At 65.5% G+C, this 14,088-nt stretch carries 14 protein-coding genes; 8 read left to right on the forward strand and 6 right to left on the reverse strand.

What is annotated here, in order from left to right; translation table 11 throughout:
* Positions 1–62: 62 nt before the first annotated feature.
* The 3 genes from DB459_RS19305 to blaOXA all read left to right on the forward strand — a co-directional run bounded on the left by DB459_RS19305 (position 63) and on the right by blaOXA (position 2,870).
* Entirely contained in the window at positions 63–1,676 is a 1,614-nt protein-coding gene (locus DB459_RS19305; RefSeq protein ID WP_253706859.1) for a flagellar hook-length control protein FliK, read from the forward strand.
* Positions 1,673–1,951, forward strand: a complete 279-nt coding sequence (locus DB459_RS19310; protein WP_253706860.1) for an EscU/YscU/HrcU family type III secretion system export apparatus switch protein — start codon at positions 1,673–1,675, stop codon at positions 1,949–1,951. Before DB459_RS19305 ends, DB459_RS19310 begins: the two co-directional genes overlap by 4 nt.
* A gap of 79 nt (positions 1,952–2,030) precedes the next feature.
* Positions 2,031–2,870, forward strand: a complete 840-nt coding sequence (blaOXA, locus tag DB459_RS19315) for a class D beta-lactamase (protein WP_253706861.1) — start codon at positions 2,031–2,033, stop codon at positions 2,868–2,870.
* Positions 2,871–2,879: 9 nt separating this feature from the next.
* On the opposite strand, the gene DB459_RS19320 is transcribed toward blaOXA, so the two are convergent.
* Together DB459_RS19320 and DB459_RS19325 are read right to left on the reverse strand one after the other, a co-directional pair.
* Positions 2,880–3,734: a dienelactone hydrolase family protein gene (locus tag DB459_RS19320; protein WP_371926781.1), complete on the reverse strand. Its 855-nt coding sequence runs from the start codon at positions 3,732–3,734 to the stop codon at positions 2,880–2,882.
* 427 nt (positions 3,735–4,161) lie between these two features.
* Positions 4,162–4,560 (reverse strand): DUF4260 domain-containing protein, encoded by a 399-nt coding sequence (locus tag DB459_RS19325; protein ID WP_253706863.1) that lies wholly within the window; start codon positions 4,558–4,560, stop codon positions 4,162–4,164.
* A 386-nt stretch (positions 4,561–4,946) separates the two neighbouring features.
* Between DB459_RS19325 and DB459_RS19330 the strand changes: the two genes are divergently transcribed.
* Entirely contained in the window at positions 4,947–6,479 is a 1,533-nt protein-coding gene (locus tag DB459_RS19330; protein ID WP_253706864.1) for an acyl-CoA carboxylase subunit beta, read from the forward strand.
* 28 nt (positions 6,480–6,507) lie between these two features.
* Positions 6,508–7,134, forward strand: coding sequence for a trimeric intracellular cation channel family protein (locus DB459_RS19335; RefSeq protein WP_253706865.1), 627 nt, complete (start codon positions 6,508–6,510; stop codon positions 7,132–7,134).
* 75 nt (positions 7,135–7,209) lie between these two features.
* On the opposite strand, the gene DB459_RS19340 is transcribed toward DB459_RS19335, so the two are convergent.
* The 4 genes from DB459_RS19340 to DB459_RS19355 all read right to left on the reverse strand — a co-directional run bounded on the left by DB459_RS19340 (position 7,210) and on the right by DB459_RS19355 (position 9,451).
* Positions 7,210–7,497: a GCG_CRPN prefix-to-repeats domain-containing protein gene (locus DB459_RS19340; protein WP_253706866.1), complete on the reverse strand. Its 288-nt coding sequence runs from the start codon at positions 7,495–7,497 to the stop codon at positions 7,210–7,212.
* 155 nt (positions 7,498–7,652) lie between these two features.
* Positions 7,653–8,687, reverse strand: coding sequence for an alpha/beta fold hydrolase (locus tag DB459_RS19345; RefSeq protein ID WP_305884141.1), 1,035 nt, complete (start codon positions 8,685–8,687; stop codon positions 7,653–7,655).
* A gap of 103 nt (positions 8,688–8,790) precedes the next feature.
* Positions 8,791–9,078 (reverse strand): hypothetical protein, encoded by a 288-nt coding sequence (locus tag DB459_RS19350; protein WP_253706867.1) that lies wholly within the window; start codon positions 9,076–9,078, stop codon positions 8,791–8,793.
* A gap of 85 nt (positions 9,079–9,163) precedes the next feature.
* Positions 9,164–9,451, reverse strand: a complete 288-nt coding sequence (locus tag DB459_RS19355) for a hypothetical protein (RefSeq protein ID WP_253706868.1) — start codon at positions 9,449–9,451, stop codon at positions 9,164–9,166.
* A gap of 189 nt (positions 9,452–9,640) precedes the next feature.
* On the opposite strand from DB459_RS19355, the gene DB459_RS19360 reads away from it, so the two are divergent.
* The 3 genes from DB459_RS19360 (at position 9,641) to DB459_RS19370 (ending at position 13,933) form a co-directional block, all read left to right on the forward strand.
* Positions 9,641–9,859, forward strand: a complete 219-nt coding sequence (locus DB459_RS19360; RefSeq protein WP_256519212.1) for an ATPase domain-containing protein — start codon at positions 9,641–9,643, stop codon at positions 9,857–9,859.
* Between the two features lies 1 nt (position 9,860).
* Positions 9,861–10,244, forward strand: a complete 384-nt coding sequence (locus DB459_RS19365) for a response regulator (RefSeq protein WP_253706870.1) — start codon at positions 9,861–9,863, stop codon at positions 10,242–10,244.
* A 200-nt stretch (positions 10,245–10,444) separates the two neighbouring features.
* Positions 10,445–13,933, forward strand: coding sequence for an indolepyruvate ferredoxin oxidoreductase family protein (locus tag DB459_RS19370; protein ID WP_253706871.1), 3,489 nt, complete (start codon positions 10,445–10,447; stop codon positions 13,931–13,933).
* Positions 13,934–14,088 lie beyond the last annotated feature (155 nt).

The following is a 14,088-nucleotide window of genomic DNA, read 5'->3' on the forward strand; positions in this document are numbered from 1 at the left end:
GAGACGCCACACTAGTGTGGTGGATCTGACGCTCGTATCAGCACGGGAGCGGATGCAAGGCCATGGTGGACGCCGTCAGTTCTGTGCTTCCGGTGATCGGCGTTCAGGGCATCTCCGACGCCGTGCTGCAGCCGGGCGCCGTGATCGAGGCCCGGGTGGTGCAGGTGCTGGAGGCTAGTCTGGTGCGTCTCGCCATTGCCGGCCTGTCCATCGACGCCACCACGCAAGTCCCGCTGCAGGCCGGCACCTCGCTCAAGCTCGCCGTTGCGCAGAGCGCTGATGGCCTGCAACTCGCGATTGTCTCGGCCGAGGGAAGCGGCGCCCTGGCGGCCGCGCCCGCAACCGACATCTCGCGGATCGCCATGATCGCGCCCGATGATCCGATCCGGGCGCCATTGACGCCGGCCGAGGCCGCGGCCGTGACGACCGCCGCCCAGTCCGCGGCGGTCAAGCAGGCTGGGTTGTCACCACTGTTCGCCGATCTTGCCGCTGCCGTGGATCGTCTGCCGACATCGCTGCAAGGCGTCGCCATGGCGCTGCTGGCGGCAAGACCCGAACTTTCCACGGCGCTCAACGGCGACACCCTGAAGTCCGCCATGCGGTCCTCCGGCCTGTTCCTCGAGGCCAATCTCGCCGCCGGCACCATGGCGCCGGGCTCCAGCCTTGCCGATCTCAAGGCGGCCCTGCTGGTGTTTCGCCAGACCCTGTCGAACTGGCTCGGCGGGAGCGCGGAGATCGGGACCGCGGCCTCGGCGCTGTCCCCCCCGATCGTGCCCTCCGCGGCCTCGGCCGATGGTTGGGCGGCCCTGGCGGGGACCGATCCGGCCATGGGCCTCGCAGCCGCGGAAGGCGCGCTTCTGGTGCCGGATCTCGAAATCGAAGAAGCATTTCTGCCCAAGGCGCTGCTGCCCTTTGCCGATGAGCTTGCCAGCGGCGCCGCGGCGCAGGTGCCGATGACACCGGGGGCCCGGGCAGCGGCCGCGACGCTTGCGCTCAACCTTCTCCAGGAGGCGGGCCAGACGACCGACCAGGATGCGCCGCATGGCGTGTCGTCATCGTCCGGCCGCGGCGCGCCGCAAGGCGCAGAAGCCCTGATGGCGCGCGGTGTCGTGCCGCCGCCGCTGCGCGGCGCGACGCCCGTGGCCCAGCCGGTCGCAGCAGCCAGCATTGCGGCCGATGCCGCGCCGGACGAAGTGCTGCATCGCCTGATCGATGCGGCCGACGGCGCCATCGCCCGCCAGACTCTCATGCAGATCGCCTCGCTACCCGATCGCATTGACAGCCGCGGCATCGATCCTGCCGGCGCGCGCTGGCAATTCGAAATTCCCTTCGCCACGCCCCAGGGGACCGCGGTGGCCCAGTTCGAAATCGCCCGTGACGGCGGCGGCCAGACAGTCGCGGCCGCGAGCGAACGAAGCTGGCGGGCGCGTTTCTCTCTCGACGTCGAGCCGGCCGGGCCGGTGCATGCGCTGGTGTCGCTGTCGGGCGGCGCCACCTCGGTGCGAATGTGGGCCGAGCGACCGCTCACCGCGGCGCGACTGCGGGCCGGTGCCGCCGACCTGACGAGCGCCCTGCGTGAGGCAAGTCTCGAGCCGGGCAATATCGTCATCGGTGACGGCGCGCCGCCACAGGTCGTCGTCGCCAGGGCCGGCCACTTTCTGGACCGGGCGACATGAGTGTCTCTCGCAACGATCCGGCGCGATCGCTCGCGATCGCGCTGCATTACGAGCGCGGTAAGGGAGCGCCGCGCGTTGTCGCCAAGGGCCGCGGCACGGTCGGTGAAAAGATTGTCGAGATTGCGCGGGCCAACAATGTGCCGATCGAGGAGAACGAGATCCTGGCCGGCGCGCTGTCCCATGTCGAACTCGGCGACGAAATTCCCGAGGATCTCTACAAGGCCGTAGCCGAGGTGCTGGTGTTCGTGCTGCGGCTATCCAAACCGGGCCGCTGACGGGCCTGCGATTGTCATTGTTTGAACACGATGGCCGAGGTAGTGGAGGCCTCGTCATCCTGTATTTTCGGACCCGCCCGTGATCACTCGTCGTCTCGCCCTCGGACTGCCGCTGGGAGCGTTGTTCTCACGCCTCGCGCCGGCCGCCGCCCACGTCGCGCCGATGAAGAACGTCATCCAGGGCAGCCTCGCCAAGCATTTTACCGACAACGGCACAGCAGGCACCTTCGTCGCCTACAAGGTCGAGGACTATGCCGTAATCGCCTCGGACGCCGAGCGCTCGGGCGAGGCGATCCTGCCGGCCTCGACCTTCAAGATTCCGAATTCGGTAATCGCGCTCGACACCGGCGTCGTCGCCGATCCCGACAAAGACGTCTTCAGATGGGATGGCGTCACCCGTTTCATCCCCGAATGGAACAAGGATCAAACCTTGCGCTCGGCGATCGCGGTCTCGGCCGTGTGGGTCTATCAGGAGATCGCGCGGCGCATCGGCGAAGAGCGCATGCAGAAATACGTCGACGCCTTCGAGTACGGCAACCGCAATATCGGCGGCGGCATCGACCGCTTCTGGCTGTCGGGCGACTTGCGCATCGATCCGGTGCAGCAGATTGATTTTCTCGACCGGCTGCGGCGCGGCGTCCTGCCGGCCTCGGAGCGGGCGCAGGCGCTGACACGCGACATCCTGCCGGTGACGAAGGTCGGCGACGCGGTGATCCGCTCGAAGACCGGCCTGATCGGGGTCGATAACAAGCAGCCTGGCGAGGAGGTGCGCTCCAGTGTCGGCTGGATCGTCGGCTGGGTGGAGAAGGGCGCGGACGTCACCGTGTTCGCACTCAACATGGACATCCGCGACGGCCATCACACCGCGGCGCGCATGACCATCGTCCAGCAGTGCCTCGCCGAAATCGGCGCGCTATAGCAATCTCGGCTACTTGAGCTTGAACAGATCCTTGATGAAAGCGCCAACCGCCTGACGGGCGGCAGCACCGGCCTCGACGTCGCCGCCGAAATGCGGATCGCGCGCCACGCAGCCATCTTCGTAGCTGAACGGCTGGTTGGTGGCGGTATTGGTCAGCACACCCGGCTCGGTTTCGCGGATGGTGCAGCCGCGCACCGTCTGCGCCTTGACGGCCACGAGTGTGCCGACGGGGAAAGGCGTATCGAAGAAATGATCGGCACCGGCAAATCCGGTTATGGTCGCATCGCGGCCCGCAGTCTTCAGCCGTGCTATGACGGCGTTGCAGGTCGCCATCGGATTGTAGTCGTCGGCGGTCCCGTGGAATACCCGGATCGGCTTGGGCACCACCGCGGTCTCGTCCATATAGCTGGTGGCGCAGTCGGGATAGAACGGGATGTAGGCCGCGAAATCGATGCCTGATGCGTTCCAAAGCTTGTGGAAGCGGGCGATGCTGGCATAGAGGGCGGCCTGACCTCCACGTGAAAAGCCGATCAGCGCGATGCGCTGGGGATCGACCCGCGGGTGTTTCGCCAGGATCTCCAGCACGCGATAGATGTCGAGAATGAAATTCAGACGCCCGAGTTGCGCCTGATTGGTGCTGGTCGCGGTGATGCCGCGGCCGGTGAAGCCGTCGATGATGAACACCGACACGCCCATGGCGTTGAGCTCCTCGGCCCAGGGCTCGATGTTGGCTCCGACGCCGCCGGAGCCGTGCATCAGCACCGCGACCGGAAGCCGGCCGGAGCCTTGTGCGATGCGGAATTCGCCGGCGAGCGTCACCGGCTTGCCGCTGCGATCGCCGGTGAGGAATTGACTGTCGCTCAAGGTAAGGGATGTGAACGGATGCAGTTCTATCCGCTGCGGCAGCGTCGGGTGGACCGGGCTTTGCGCACTTGCGGCGGGAGGCAGGACTGCCACGTATGCTGCGAGCGAAGCGGCCAGAACGGCAGCGTGCACGAGACGCATCATTCTCTCCCTCATGATCGTGTTGACTCGTTGCTGCTGGTCAGTGCGATGGCAATGCCAAGCATTAAATCATTAGAGGCGGGGCCGGCGATATCGTCAATGGATCTGTGCATCCCGTGCTGGACAGCTCGCATCCGCACGCTTTCAATGCAGTGCAACGAGGCCCGTCGGAAGCAGGGCCGGCAAATGCACAATGAACAGGACAGCGAATAAACGACCAGACAAAAAGGGAATCGCCGCGGTCTTGTCGCCGCCGGCGACCGGCAAAGAGCCGCGCTCGCCCCTGTCAGCCGGCCCGGCCGATGCGGCCGAGATGGGTGAAGCCGAAGCCGGCGGGATATTTCAGGCCGTAGCCGAGGGCCCGGTCGAGGCCGATATGGGCAAGCCAGATGGCGGTGCATTGGGCGAACAGCGGTTCGCGCAAGGCGGCGGCGAGGGCGCCGAGCAGCGCCGGGCCGAGGGTCACATGTACTGTGTTGTAGGCGACGGCCCCTGTGCGCGGCGAGACGAGATAGCCCAGCATGGACAGGTCGGGAATCAGCAACAGCACGGCGAACATCGGCCAGGAGCCGCCCGTCCAGCGATAGAGCGCCAGCGCAGCACCGGCGAGGGCGAGACCTTCGAGGCGGAGCAGGATGCGCGCCCAACCCGTCACCGCGCCCGACTGTCCTGCTGCCTCGGCCATGAACGCCCCCCCGCCTGACTATGCCGACTTGGCATATGCAAATCCCGCCGCTCCCCCGCAAGGCCGAAATCGGTTTAGGGGCAACTTCAGCAGCGAACTCGCATGTTAGATGCGGTCCGGTCGTGTTGCTACTGAATATGGGTGTCTCGGTCGGCGGGCGTTTAAACGATGCGCCCGACCGGGGCCGATCTCGGGCCTCATCGCCTTCATCCGGCGCCCGCCGACCGGCTCACAGTCTACGAGGGCCGGAGGTGCTGCTAAAGGCGATAGGCGGAGCGGTTTTCCCGGCCGCGCAACGCGTGCTAGACACGGTGGGAACAGTCAGGCCGGAATGGCGCGGCTGCCCCGACGGGAGTGGTGGGCGAGAGGCAGGAAGGCATCAGGGCATGAAAGATATTGTCGAAAAACTCGAGGCGCGGCGCACCGGCGCCAAGCTTGGCGGCGGGATCAAGCGGATCGAGGCGCAGCACGGCCGCGGCAAGCTGACGGCGCGCGGGCGCATCGAGCTCCTGCTCGACAAGGGCTCCTTCGAGGAATTCGACATGTTCGTCGAGCATCGCTCGGTCGAGTTCGGCATGGAGAAGAGCAAGATCCCCGGCGACGGCGTGGTCACCGGCTGGGGCACCATCAACGGCCGCAGGACCTTCGTCTTCGCCAAGGACTTCACCGTGTTCGGCGGCTCGCTCTCGGAAACCCACGCGCTGAAGATCACTAAGCTTCAGGACATGGCGATGAAGGCACGCGCGCCGATCATCGGGCTCTATGATGCCGGCGGCGCCCGCATTCAGGAGGGCGTTGCGGCGTTGGCGGGCTATTCCTACGTCTTCCGCCGCAACGTCCAGGCGTCCGGCGTCATTCCGCAGATCAGCGTCATCATGGGCCCCTGCGCCGGCGGCGACGTTTATTCGCCGGCCATGACCGACTTCATTTTCATGGTGAAGAACACCAGTTACATGTTCGTCACCGGTCCCGATGTGGTGAAAACGGTGACCAACGAGGTGGTGACGGCGGAAGAGCTCGGCGGTGCCAGCGTCCATGCCACCAAATCGTCGATCGCCGACGGCGCCTACGACAACGACGTCGAGACGCTGCTGCAGATGCGCCGGCTGATCGATTTCCTGCCCGCCAACAACCGCGACGGCGTGCCGGAGTGGCCGAGCTTCGATGACATCGAGCGCGTCGACATGTCGCTCGACACCCTGGTGCCGAACAATCCCAACAAGCCCTACGATATCAAGGAATTGATCCTGAAGGTCGTGGACGAGGGCGACTTCTTCGAGATCGCCGAGGCATTCGCCAAGAACATCGTCACCGGCTTCGGCCGCGTCGCCGGTCGCACCGTCGGCTTCGTCGCCAACCAGCCCATGGTGCTGGCCGGTGTGCTCGACAGCGATGCCTCGCGCAAGGCGGCGCGTTTCGTGCGGTTCTGCGACGCCTTCAACATTCCGATCGTCACCTTCGTCGACGTGCCGGGCTTCCTGCCGGGTACGGCGCAGGAATATGGCGGCCTGATCAAGCACGGCGCCAAGCTCTTGTTCGCCTATTCGCAATGCACGGTGCCGCTGATCACCGTGATTACCCGCAAGGCCTATGGCGGCGCCTTCGACGTCATGGCCTCCAAGGAGATCGGCGCCGACGTTAATTACGCCTGGCCGACGGCGCAGATCGCGGTGATGGGCGCCAAGGGCGCGGTGGAGATCATCTTTCGCCAGGACATCGGCGACGCCGAGAAGATCGCCGCACGAACCAAGGAATACGAGGATCGCTTCCTGTCGCCCTTCGTCGCCGCCGAGCGCGGCTATATCGACGACGTGATCATGCCGCACTCCACCCGCAAGCGCATTGCGCGGGCGCTTGCCATGCTGCGCGACAAGCATGTCGAAGTGCCGGCCAGGAAGCACGACAATTTGCCATTGTGAGCACGCGGCAGCGGCGTCCAGGCGATCCATGGTTCAATCCGAAGCCCTGCTGTTGCCGCTGTCGCTGGTCGGAATCGTCGCCGCCAGCATGACCGCGGCGCTGGCGGCGGGACGGCGCAGCATGGATTGGGTCGGCGTCGTGCTGCTCGGCAGCGTCACGGCGCTCGGTGGCGGCTCGGCCCGCGACATGATGCTCGGCAACTATCCGCTGGTCTGGGTGCACGAGCCCTATCTGTTGGCGGTCACCAGCGTGGCGGCGCTCGCCACCATCATGCTGTCGCCGGTCATCCACCGCTTCCGCAATCTGTTCTTGGTCCTCGACGCCGTCGGCCTCGTCGCTTTCACGATTGTCGGCTGCGACGTGGCGCTCAAGGGTGGCCAGCATCCAGTGATCGTCATCGTCGCCGGCATGATCACCGGCTGCGTCGGCGGCGTGTTGCGCGATGTGCTGTGCAATGACGTGCCGCTGCTGTTTCGCAGCGAACTCTATGCCAGCGTGGCTGTCGTCACCGGGCTGCTCTATGTGATCGGATTGCGGATCGGCTTCAATCCGGACCTCGTCAGCGCGGTGGCGCTGACGGCGGGCCTTGCCTTTCGTCTGCTGGCGATCCGCTATCGCTGGGAAATGCCGAAATTCGTCTACGAGCGCGATTGAGGCTTCCTCGTCCCGAGCAGCAAAAAAGCCCCGCGTCTTGCGGGGCTTTTCTCGTCGGCGCAGCGATTGCCGCGCTCAGTGGGGCCGGCAGCGGCCGTAGCGGCCCATGAAGGTTCCGGGCGGGCAGCGGCGGACAAAGGGTGCAGGCGCGAAGTGGCGCCGCGGCGGCACGACGACCACGGGGCCGCGGCTGGGACGGCAGCCGCCATAGGGGCCGCGGTGGAAACCGGGGCCGCAGCCGCCGGCGACCTTGACCACGTCCGCATTGCCGCCCTGGCCGGTGGGAGCGAGCGGCATGGCGTTCGCAAAACTCGTGCCCGCGATCAGGCTGCCGAGGAGCGTGGCGGCGACAATAAGTTTCATGGAGCATTTCCTTTGTTGGACTCCGCACAACTGCGGGCGTGACGAACGTTGGCGAGGATCGGCGGCATTGTGGTCATGATGTGACCGTTGTCCGGATCCGATCTGGTTCGCTGCAGCGTCGCATCGTCGCAGTGAATGGCCCATGAACGGCGCGGTCACGGCGTGGCAAGGAATCCGAGCAGGGCCTTGTTGAACTCGGCCTCGGCTTCGAGAAACACCAGGTGCCCCACGCCCGGGACCACCTGGGCCTTGGCGTTCGGCATTGCCTTGGCGAAGCTCTGGGCCAGCTCGGCGTTCTGGCCCATCTTGGGGCGCAGGGCTTCGGGCGCGTTCGGGCGGCCCGGGGCGTTATGATCATTTTCGCCCATGAGGAAAAGCGTCGGCTGGGTGATCAGCGCGATCTCGTGGGCGACCGGTTCGCGATAGATCATCTGTGCCGAGCTGACGAAGGCGCGCAGCCAGCGCGGATAGTCCGCCGCGCCCTTGATGTTGAAGCGGGCGTCGATGAACGGCGTGATCGCCTCCGGCGGCAAGGTCAGCGAGTAGTTCGTGACCAGTTGCTTGCGGTAGGCCTCGGCCGTCAACCGGTCCTCGTTTTCCAGAATCTTTTCAGTCGGGGTTGGCGGGACATATCGGCGATAGTCCTCTAGGCCGATCGGCGCCACCAACATGAGGCGGTGGAGGCGATCGGGATAGGCGCGGGCGATCCGCACGGCCAGCATGCCGCCGAGCGAATGGGCGACGATGTCAACGTCATTGAGCTGCAGATGGTCGAGCAGGGCGATCGTATTGCGGGCCAGCGTGTCGAAATGGAGTTCGCCCGTCGGCTTGGCGGACTTGCCGAAGCCGATCTGGTCGGGGACGACCACGCGATAGCCCGCGGAAGCAAGCGTCTTGATCACCGGCGCCCAATAACTCGAGGGGAAATTCCGCCCGTGCAGCAGCAACACGGTGCGGCCGTTCGGCGCTGCGGTCGGCGCAACATCCATGAAGGCCATACGAAGCTGTTCGCCGTCATTGGCGACGTTGAACATCTCGACCGGATAGGGATAGGCGAAGCCTTCGAGGCCAATGCCGTAGGGCTCCCGCACGGTCGCTTTGCTGAGTGCGGCGGGCGGGCGCGGGGTGTCCTCGGCCAATGCTGGCGTGAGCAGGAGGGCGAGGACAAGGACAGCGGTCGGCGATTGCATCGGAAACTCCAGGATGATCCAGCGAATGCCGAGCTTACGCAAAAAGAAACATGGCGGCCATGCACTGGCCGTCACGTTCGCTTCATGAATGCCATCGCCGAGATCACCGATTGGGCGTTCCCGGTCCCGCCGGTGACGGATTGGCCGGCGCGGCTGGCGTGTTCGCGGCGGTCGAAGACGGCGGGTTCGATGATGAATTCGATGCGGTGTGGCTGACGCCATAGAGTACGGCTCCGACGATCAGGATCGCAGCGATGGCGTAGGCGGCGACGCGGCCGGGGCTCGAAGGCCCTTCGGCGAGTTCGGGGTCAGGCTGCAATTCGTTGTCCATGCGGGGAGGCAATTCATTCGGCGTCCGGTAATCGGCGTCGGGATCACGCGGAAAGGCCATGCTGTCCTCACGGGCTGTTGGTCTCGGTCAGTGTTGTCAATGGCCTCGCATATTGCCGGTTCCTCTCTCGCTTGCGACACTCACGTCAGCGCGTTTCGTGCAGCGCTGAATCTTCCGCAGGTGCGTAATGGGCGTGATGTCCAACTACGGTCCGTGCGATCCAGGTGTCGAGGTGGTAATAGACGTAGAACGACAGGGAAATTGCCAACATCGCCGCAAGCCCAAGCAGCGCCTTGCTCGGCTTGACCCGGTTTTGATCAGGACAGGCAAAGGGTGAGGGTTCCAGGCCGACGGAACTCGCGCTGCCTTCCACCGGCACATCTTTCGGCGCGACGAACGCGCGGCGCTCGGTCTGCGATGGAGAGTTGTTCATATCGCCTCCCGCGTGTGTTTCCTCCATCTCGAGAACGGGCGCAGGACCGGCGCTGTTCCATGGAGCGCATGGTCTGCCTTGGCTCTTATCCGGAACACTTCGGGCATGGCAGACGTTGTGCCCAATTGCGCGGGTCTGGGGGTGAAGGCTCTCGCAGCGTATGGATCTGCCGGGGCGGGGTTAAATCACATGAAGAGTGCAAGTGAGAGGCTGCCGACCGGGATCGCAGGATTGGATGCGGTCCTCGGCGGCGGAGTCATCGACGGCGGCATCTACATCATCCAGGGCGCCCCGGGCGCGGGGAAGACGATCCTCGGCAATCAGATCTGTTTCGCCCACGGAGCGCACGGGCGGCGCGCGCTTTACGTGACGCTGCTGGCCGAAAGCCACTCGCGCACGGGAGCGTGACGTGAAGACGGTGCTGGTGGTCGAGGACGAATGGGCGATCGCCGACTGGCTCGAGCTGATGCTCGGCGAGAATGGCTTCCATGTGCTGCTGGCCGGCAATGGCCGTCAGGCCCTCGATATCCTGCATCACGAGACGCCCGATGTGGTGTTGACCGACTTCATGATGCCGTTCGTGGACGGCGGCGGGCTCATGGCAGCGATGGCCGAGGACCCGCGAACCCGATCCATACCGGTCGTGGTGATGACCTCGCTGCTTGAGAGTGCGGTGCGGGAGCGCGCGACCAGTTACCGGGCTGTGCTGCGCAAGCCGTTCCGCGAGGCGGATCTGCTCGAGGTGCTCGGCGACGTCCTTGGCGGCGGGGAGCGAGCAGCGGAGCCGAGCTGAATTTTCAGTCGCCGGCGAGGGCCTTGGCGACACAAGGCGAAACCGGCGAGCCGGCTTGCGGAAACGAAATTGCGAAACCACATCAAGAGTCTGGCGAGATCCGAATCTTGATGCGAGGCGGCCTGGAAGCGACATAGACTGTTGTCGGATTCGGCAGGCATCCGCGCCAGCCGCAACAAAAAGCCGGGAAGAGCGCTTCAATGGGTATTAATCAAGGGCCGATCAGCCTCGACCAGAAATACACGCAGGCGTCGGGGCATGTCTTCATGACCGGAATCCAGGCGCTGGTCCGCCTGCCGATGGCCCAGATCCGCCGCGACCGCGCCCAGGGACTGAACACCGCCGCCTTCGTCTCGGGCTATCGCGGTTCGCCGCTCGGCGGCTACGACCAGCAGCTGATGGCCGCCCGGGCGCACCTCGCGCAATACGACGTCAAGTTTCAGCCCGGCGTGAACGAGGATCTTGCCGCGACCGCCATCTGGGGCTCCCAGCAGCTCCACCTTTCGCCCGGCGCCCAGCGCGACGGCGTCGTCGGCATCTGGTACGGCAAGGGCCCCGGCGTCGACCGCTGCGGCGACGTCTTTCGCCACGGCAATGCGGCGGGCTCGGCGAAACATGGCGGGGTGCTCTGCCTCGCCGGCGACGACCACGGCGCCAAGTCTTCGACGGTGCCGCATCAGTCCGACCACGCCTTCGTCGCCGCCTTGATGCCTTTCCTCTATCCCTCGAGCGTCCACGAGATGATCGAGATGGGCCTGCTCGGTATCGCCATGTCGCGCTATTCGGGTTGCTGGGTCGGCATGAAAGTGATCACTGAGACAGTGGAGACCACAGCCGAGATCGACCTTACCGACGAGATGAAGCCATTCGTGATCCCGTCGGATTTCGAGCTGCCGCCGGACGGGTTGAACCTGCGCTGGCCCGATGATCGCTTCGCTCAGGATCGTCGGCTGCAGGACTACAAGGGCTTCGCTGCGATCGCCTTCGCCCGCGCCAACCGCGTCAACCGCGTCACCATGGACTCGCCCAAGGCACGCTACGGCATCATGGCTTCCGGCAAGAGCTATGAGGATGTCCGCCAGGCCCTGCGTGAACTCGGCATCACCGAGGAGGTCGCTGGCAGGATCGGCCTGCGGCTCGGCAAGATCGGCATGCCCTGGCCGCTGGACCCGGTCTGGGTGCGCGAATTCGCCGTCGGCCTCGAGGAGATCCTCGTCGTCGAGGAGCGGCGCGAGATCGTCGAGAACCAGGTCAAGTTCGAGCTGTTCGGCTGGCGCGACGACGTCCGGCCGCGCGTCGTCGGCAAGATGGACAATCGCGACAAGCGCTTCTTCCCGTTTTCACAGGAGCTCAGCGTCGCACTGATCGCGACGTCGCTGGTCGACCGGCTTTTGATGCTCGATCTCAACCCTGAAATCGTCGCTATGCTGCGCGCCAAGGCCGACTGGTTCCACGGCCGCGAAGCCTCGCAGGTGCAGGCGGTGGCTCCTGTCACCCGCACGCCCTATTTCTGCTCGGGCTGCCCGCACAACACCTCGACCAAGGTGCCGGAAGGCAGTCGCGCGATGGCCGGCATCGGCTGTCATTTCATGGCGCAGTGGATGGATCGCAGTACCGAGACCTTCACCCAGATGGGCGGGGAGGGGGTGCCCTGGACGGCGATCGCGCCCTTCACCAACGAGAAGCACATCTTCGTCAACCTCGGCGACGGCACCTATTTCCATTCCGGCAGCCTTGCGATCCGCCAGGCACTCGCCGCCAAGGTCAATATCACCTACAAGATCCTTTATAACGATGCCGTCGCCATGACCGGTGGCCAGCACGTGGACGGTGACCTCTCGCCCCAGCAGATCACCTTCCAGCTCCACAGCGAAGGACTGCGCAACATCTATCTCGTCTCGGAAAGCCCCGACGTCTATCCGGCTTCCGATCTCGCTCCCGGGGTCAAGCTCGCCCACCGCGACGAACTCGATACGGTGATGCGCACCTTGCGCGACACCCCGGGCTGTTCGGCCATTGTCTTCGTCCAGACCTGCGCGGCCGAGAAGCGCCGCCGCCGCAAGCGCGGTCTGCTCGAGGATCCGGCGCGGCGGGTGGTGATCAACGCCGCCGTCTGTGAAGGCTGCGGTGACTGTTCGGTGCAGTCGAACTGCATTTCGGTGGAGCCGCTGGAAACCGAACTCGGCCGCAAGCGCACCATCAACCAGTCGAGCTGCAACAAGGACTTCTCCTGCCTGAAGGGCTTCTGCCCGTCCTTCGTCACCGTCGAGGGTGGCCGGCTGCGCAAGCGAGCGCCGCTCGACCCCTCGGCCATCGGCGATCTGCCGCCGGTGCCGGCGCTGCAGCCGCTGGATCGGCCCTACAACATCGCGGTGGGCGGCGTCGGCGGCACCGGCGTCCTCACCATTGGCGCGTTGCTCGGCATGGCCGCTCATGTCGAGGGCAAGGCCAGCATGATCCTCGACATGTCCGGCCTCGCCCAGAAGGGCGGCGCCGTGCTCAGCCACGTACGGATCTCGCAGAATCCGGCCGAGGTGACCTGCTCGCGCATCGTCACCGGCACGGCCGATCTTTTGATCGCCGCCGACGAGGTGGTCGCGATCGCCAAGGAGACCATTACGCTCTGCGAGACCGAGCGCACTCACGGCATCATCAATACCCATCTGATCCCGATCGCCGATTTCATCCGCAACCGGGACTTCGATTTTCAGCGCCGCAAGGTCGATGCCGTGCTGGAGAGTGCGATCCGCAAGGATTCCATTTTCCTCGACTTCACCCATGCCGCAGAAGCGCTGCTCGGCGATTCCATCGCCACCAACGTGATGATGCTGGGCTATGCCTGCCAGCGGGGGCTGCTGCCGGTCGGGCCCGAGGCGATCGCCAAGGCGATCGAGCTCAACGGCGTTTCGGTGAAGATGAATTCGCTGGCCTTCGCCCTCGGCCGGCTCGCCGCCGCCGATCCGGAGCGGCTCCACGCGATGCTCAAGGACGAGGCCGCCGCGCCCAAGTCCCTCGACGAGCTGACTCTCGACGAGATCATCGCCCATCGCAGCGCACTGCTGCGCGATTACCAGAACTCCCGGCTTGCCGGCCGCTATCAGCGTCTGGTCGGCAAGGTGCGCAAGGCCGCCGATGACGGTGGCTACGGCGAGGCGCTGCCGCGGGCCGTCGCCATCAGCTATGCCAAGCTGCTTGCCTACAAGGACGAATATGAGGTGGCGCGGCTCTATACCGACGGCCGTTTCGCGGCCAGCGTCGCCGAGCAGTTCGAGGGTGATTTCACCCTTAAATTCCATCTGGCGCCGCCGCTGCTGTCGTCGGGCACCGATCCGCTCGGCCGGCCGCGCAAGCGGCAGTTCGGTCCCGCCATGATGCGCGGCTTCAAATGGCTCGCCCGTTTCAAATTCCTGCGCGGCACGCCATTCGATCCGTTCGGTTACTCGGCGGATCGCAAGCTGGAGCGGCAGCTGGTCGCCGACTACGAGCGCGATGTGGAGACGGTACTCGCCAAGCTGGCGCCACAGACCGTCGATGCGGCGGTCGCTCTGCTCGCTCTGCCGGAGACCATTCGCGGCTACGGCCCGATCAAGGACAAGGCGGCGAGCGAGGCGCGTCGCCGCCGCAGCGAATTGCTGGCTGCCGTCGACGAGCCGGCGCCGGTGGCGCCACGTCAGCTGGCGGCGGAGTAGGAGGATTCCCTCAGCCGCGTCAGCCTCTGAGCCCACCACTGCACGCATACGCCTATTCCGTTTCGCGTGGCGGAATAGGGCGCGCCTGATCCTGCTTGCCATTCCCTCGTCGGCGGTTCACAAAATCCGGAATGCTTCAGGGAGCAACCGGAGAG

This window comes from Bradyrhizobium sp. WD16, from assembly GCF_024181725.1.
Lineage (GTDB): Bacteria > Pseudomonadota > Alphaproteobacteria > Rhizobiales > Xanthobacteraceae > Bradyrhizobium_A.

What these genes read in the sequence shown, in the direction of transcription:
- DB459_RS19355 (WP_253706868.1), bottom strand. Translation starts at nt 9,451, where the DNA reads ATGAACAACTCTCCATCGCAGACCGAGCGCCGCGCGTTCGTCGCGCCG.
- DB459_RS19335 (WP_253706865.1), top strand. Translation starts at nt 6,508, where the DNA reads ATGGTTCAATCCGAAGCCCTGCTGTTGCCGCTGTCGCTGGTCGGAATC.
- DB459_RS19370 (WP_253706871.1), top strand. Translation starts at nt 10,445, where the DNA reads ATGGGTATTAATCAAGGGCCGATCAGCCTCGACCAGAAATACACGCAG.
- DB459_RS19360 (WP_256519212.1), top strand. Translation starts at nt 9,641, where the DNA reads ATGAAGAGTGCAAGTGAGAGGCTGCCGACCGGGATCGCAGGATTGGAT.
- DB459_RS19340 (WP_253706866.1), bottom strand. Translation starts at nt 7,497, where the DNA reads ATGAAACTTATTGTCGCCGCCACGCTCCTCGGCAGCCTGATCGCGGGC.
- DB459_RS19310 (WP_253706860.1), top strand. Translation starts at nt 1,673, where the DNA reads ATGAGTGTCTCTCGCAACGATCCGGCGCGATCGCTCGCGATCGCGCTG.
- DB459_RS19345 (WP_305884141.1), bottom strand. Translation starts at nt 8,687, where the DNA reads ATGCAATCGCCGACCGCTGTCCTTGTCCTCGCCCTCCTGCTCACGCCA.
- DB459_RS19350 (WP_253706867.1), bottom strand. Translation starts at nt 9,078, where the DNA reads ATGGCCTTTCCGCGTGATCCCGACGCCGATTACCGGACGCCGAATGAA.
- DB459_RS19305 (WP_253706859.1), top strand. Translation starts at nt 63, where the DNA reads ATGGTGGACGCCGTCAGTTCTGTGCTTCCGGTGATCGGCGTTCAGGGC.
- DB459_RS19325 (WP_253706863.1), bottom strand. Translation starts at nt 4,560, where the DNA reads ATGGCCGAGGCAGCAGGACAGTCGGGCGCGGTGACGGGTTGGGCGCGC.
- DB459_RS19330 (WP_253706864.1), top strand. Translation starts at nt 4,947, where the DNA reads ATGAAAGATATTGTCGAAAAACTCGAGGCGCGGCGCACCGGCGCCAAG.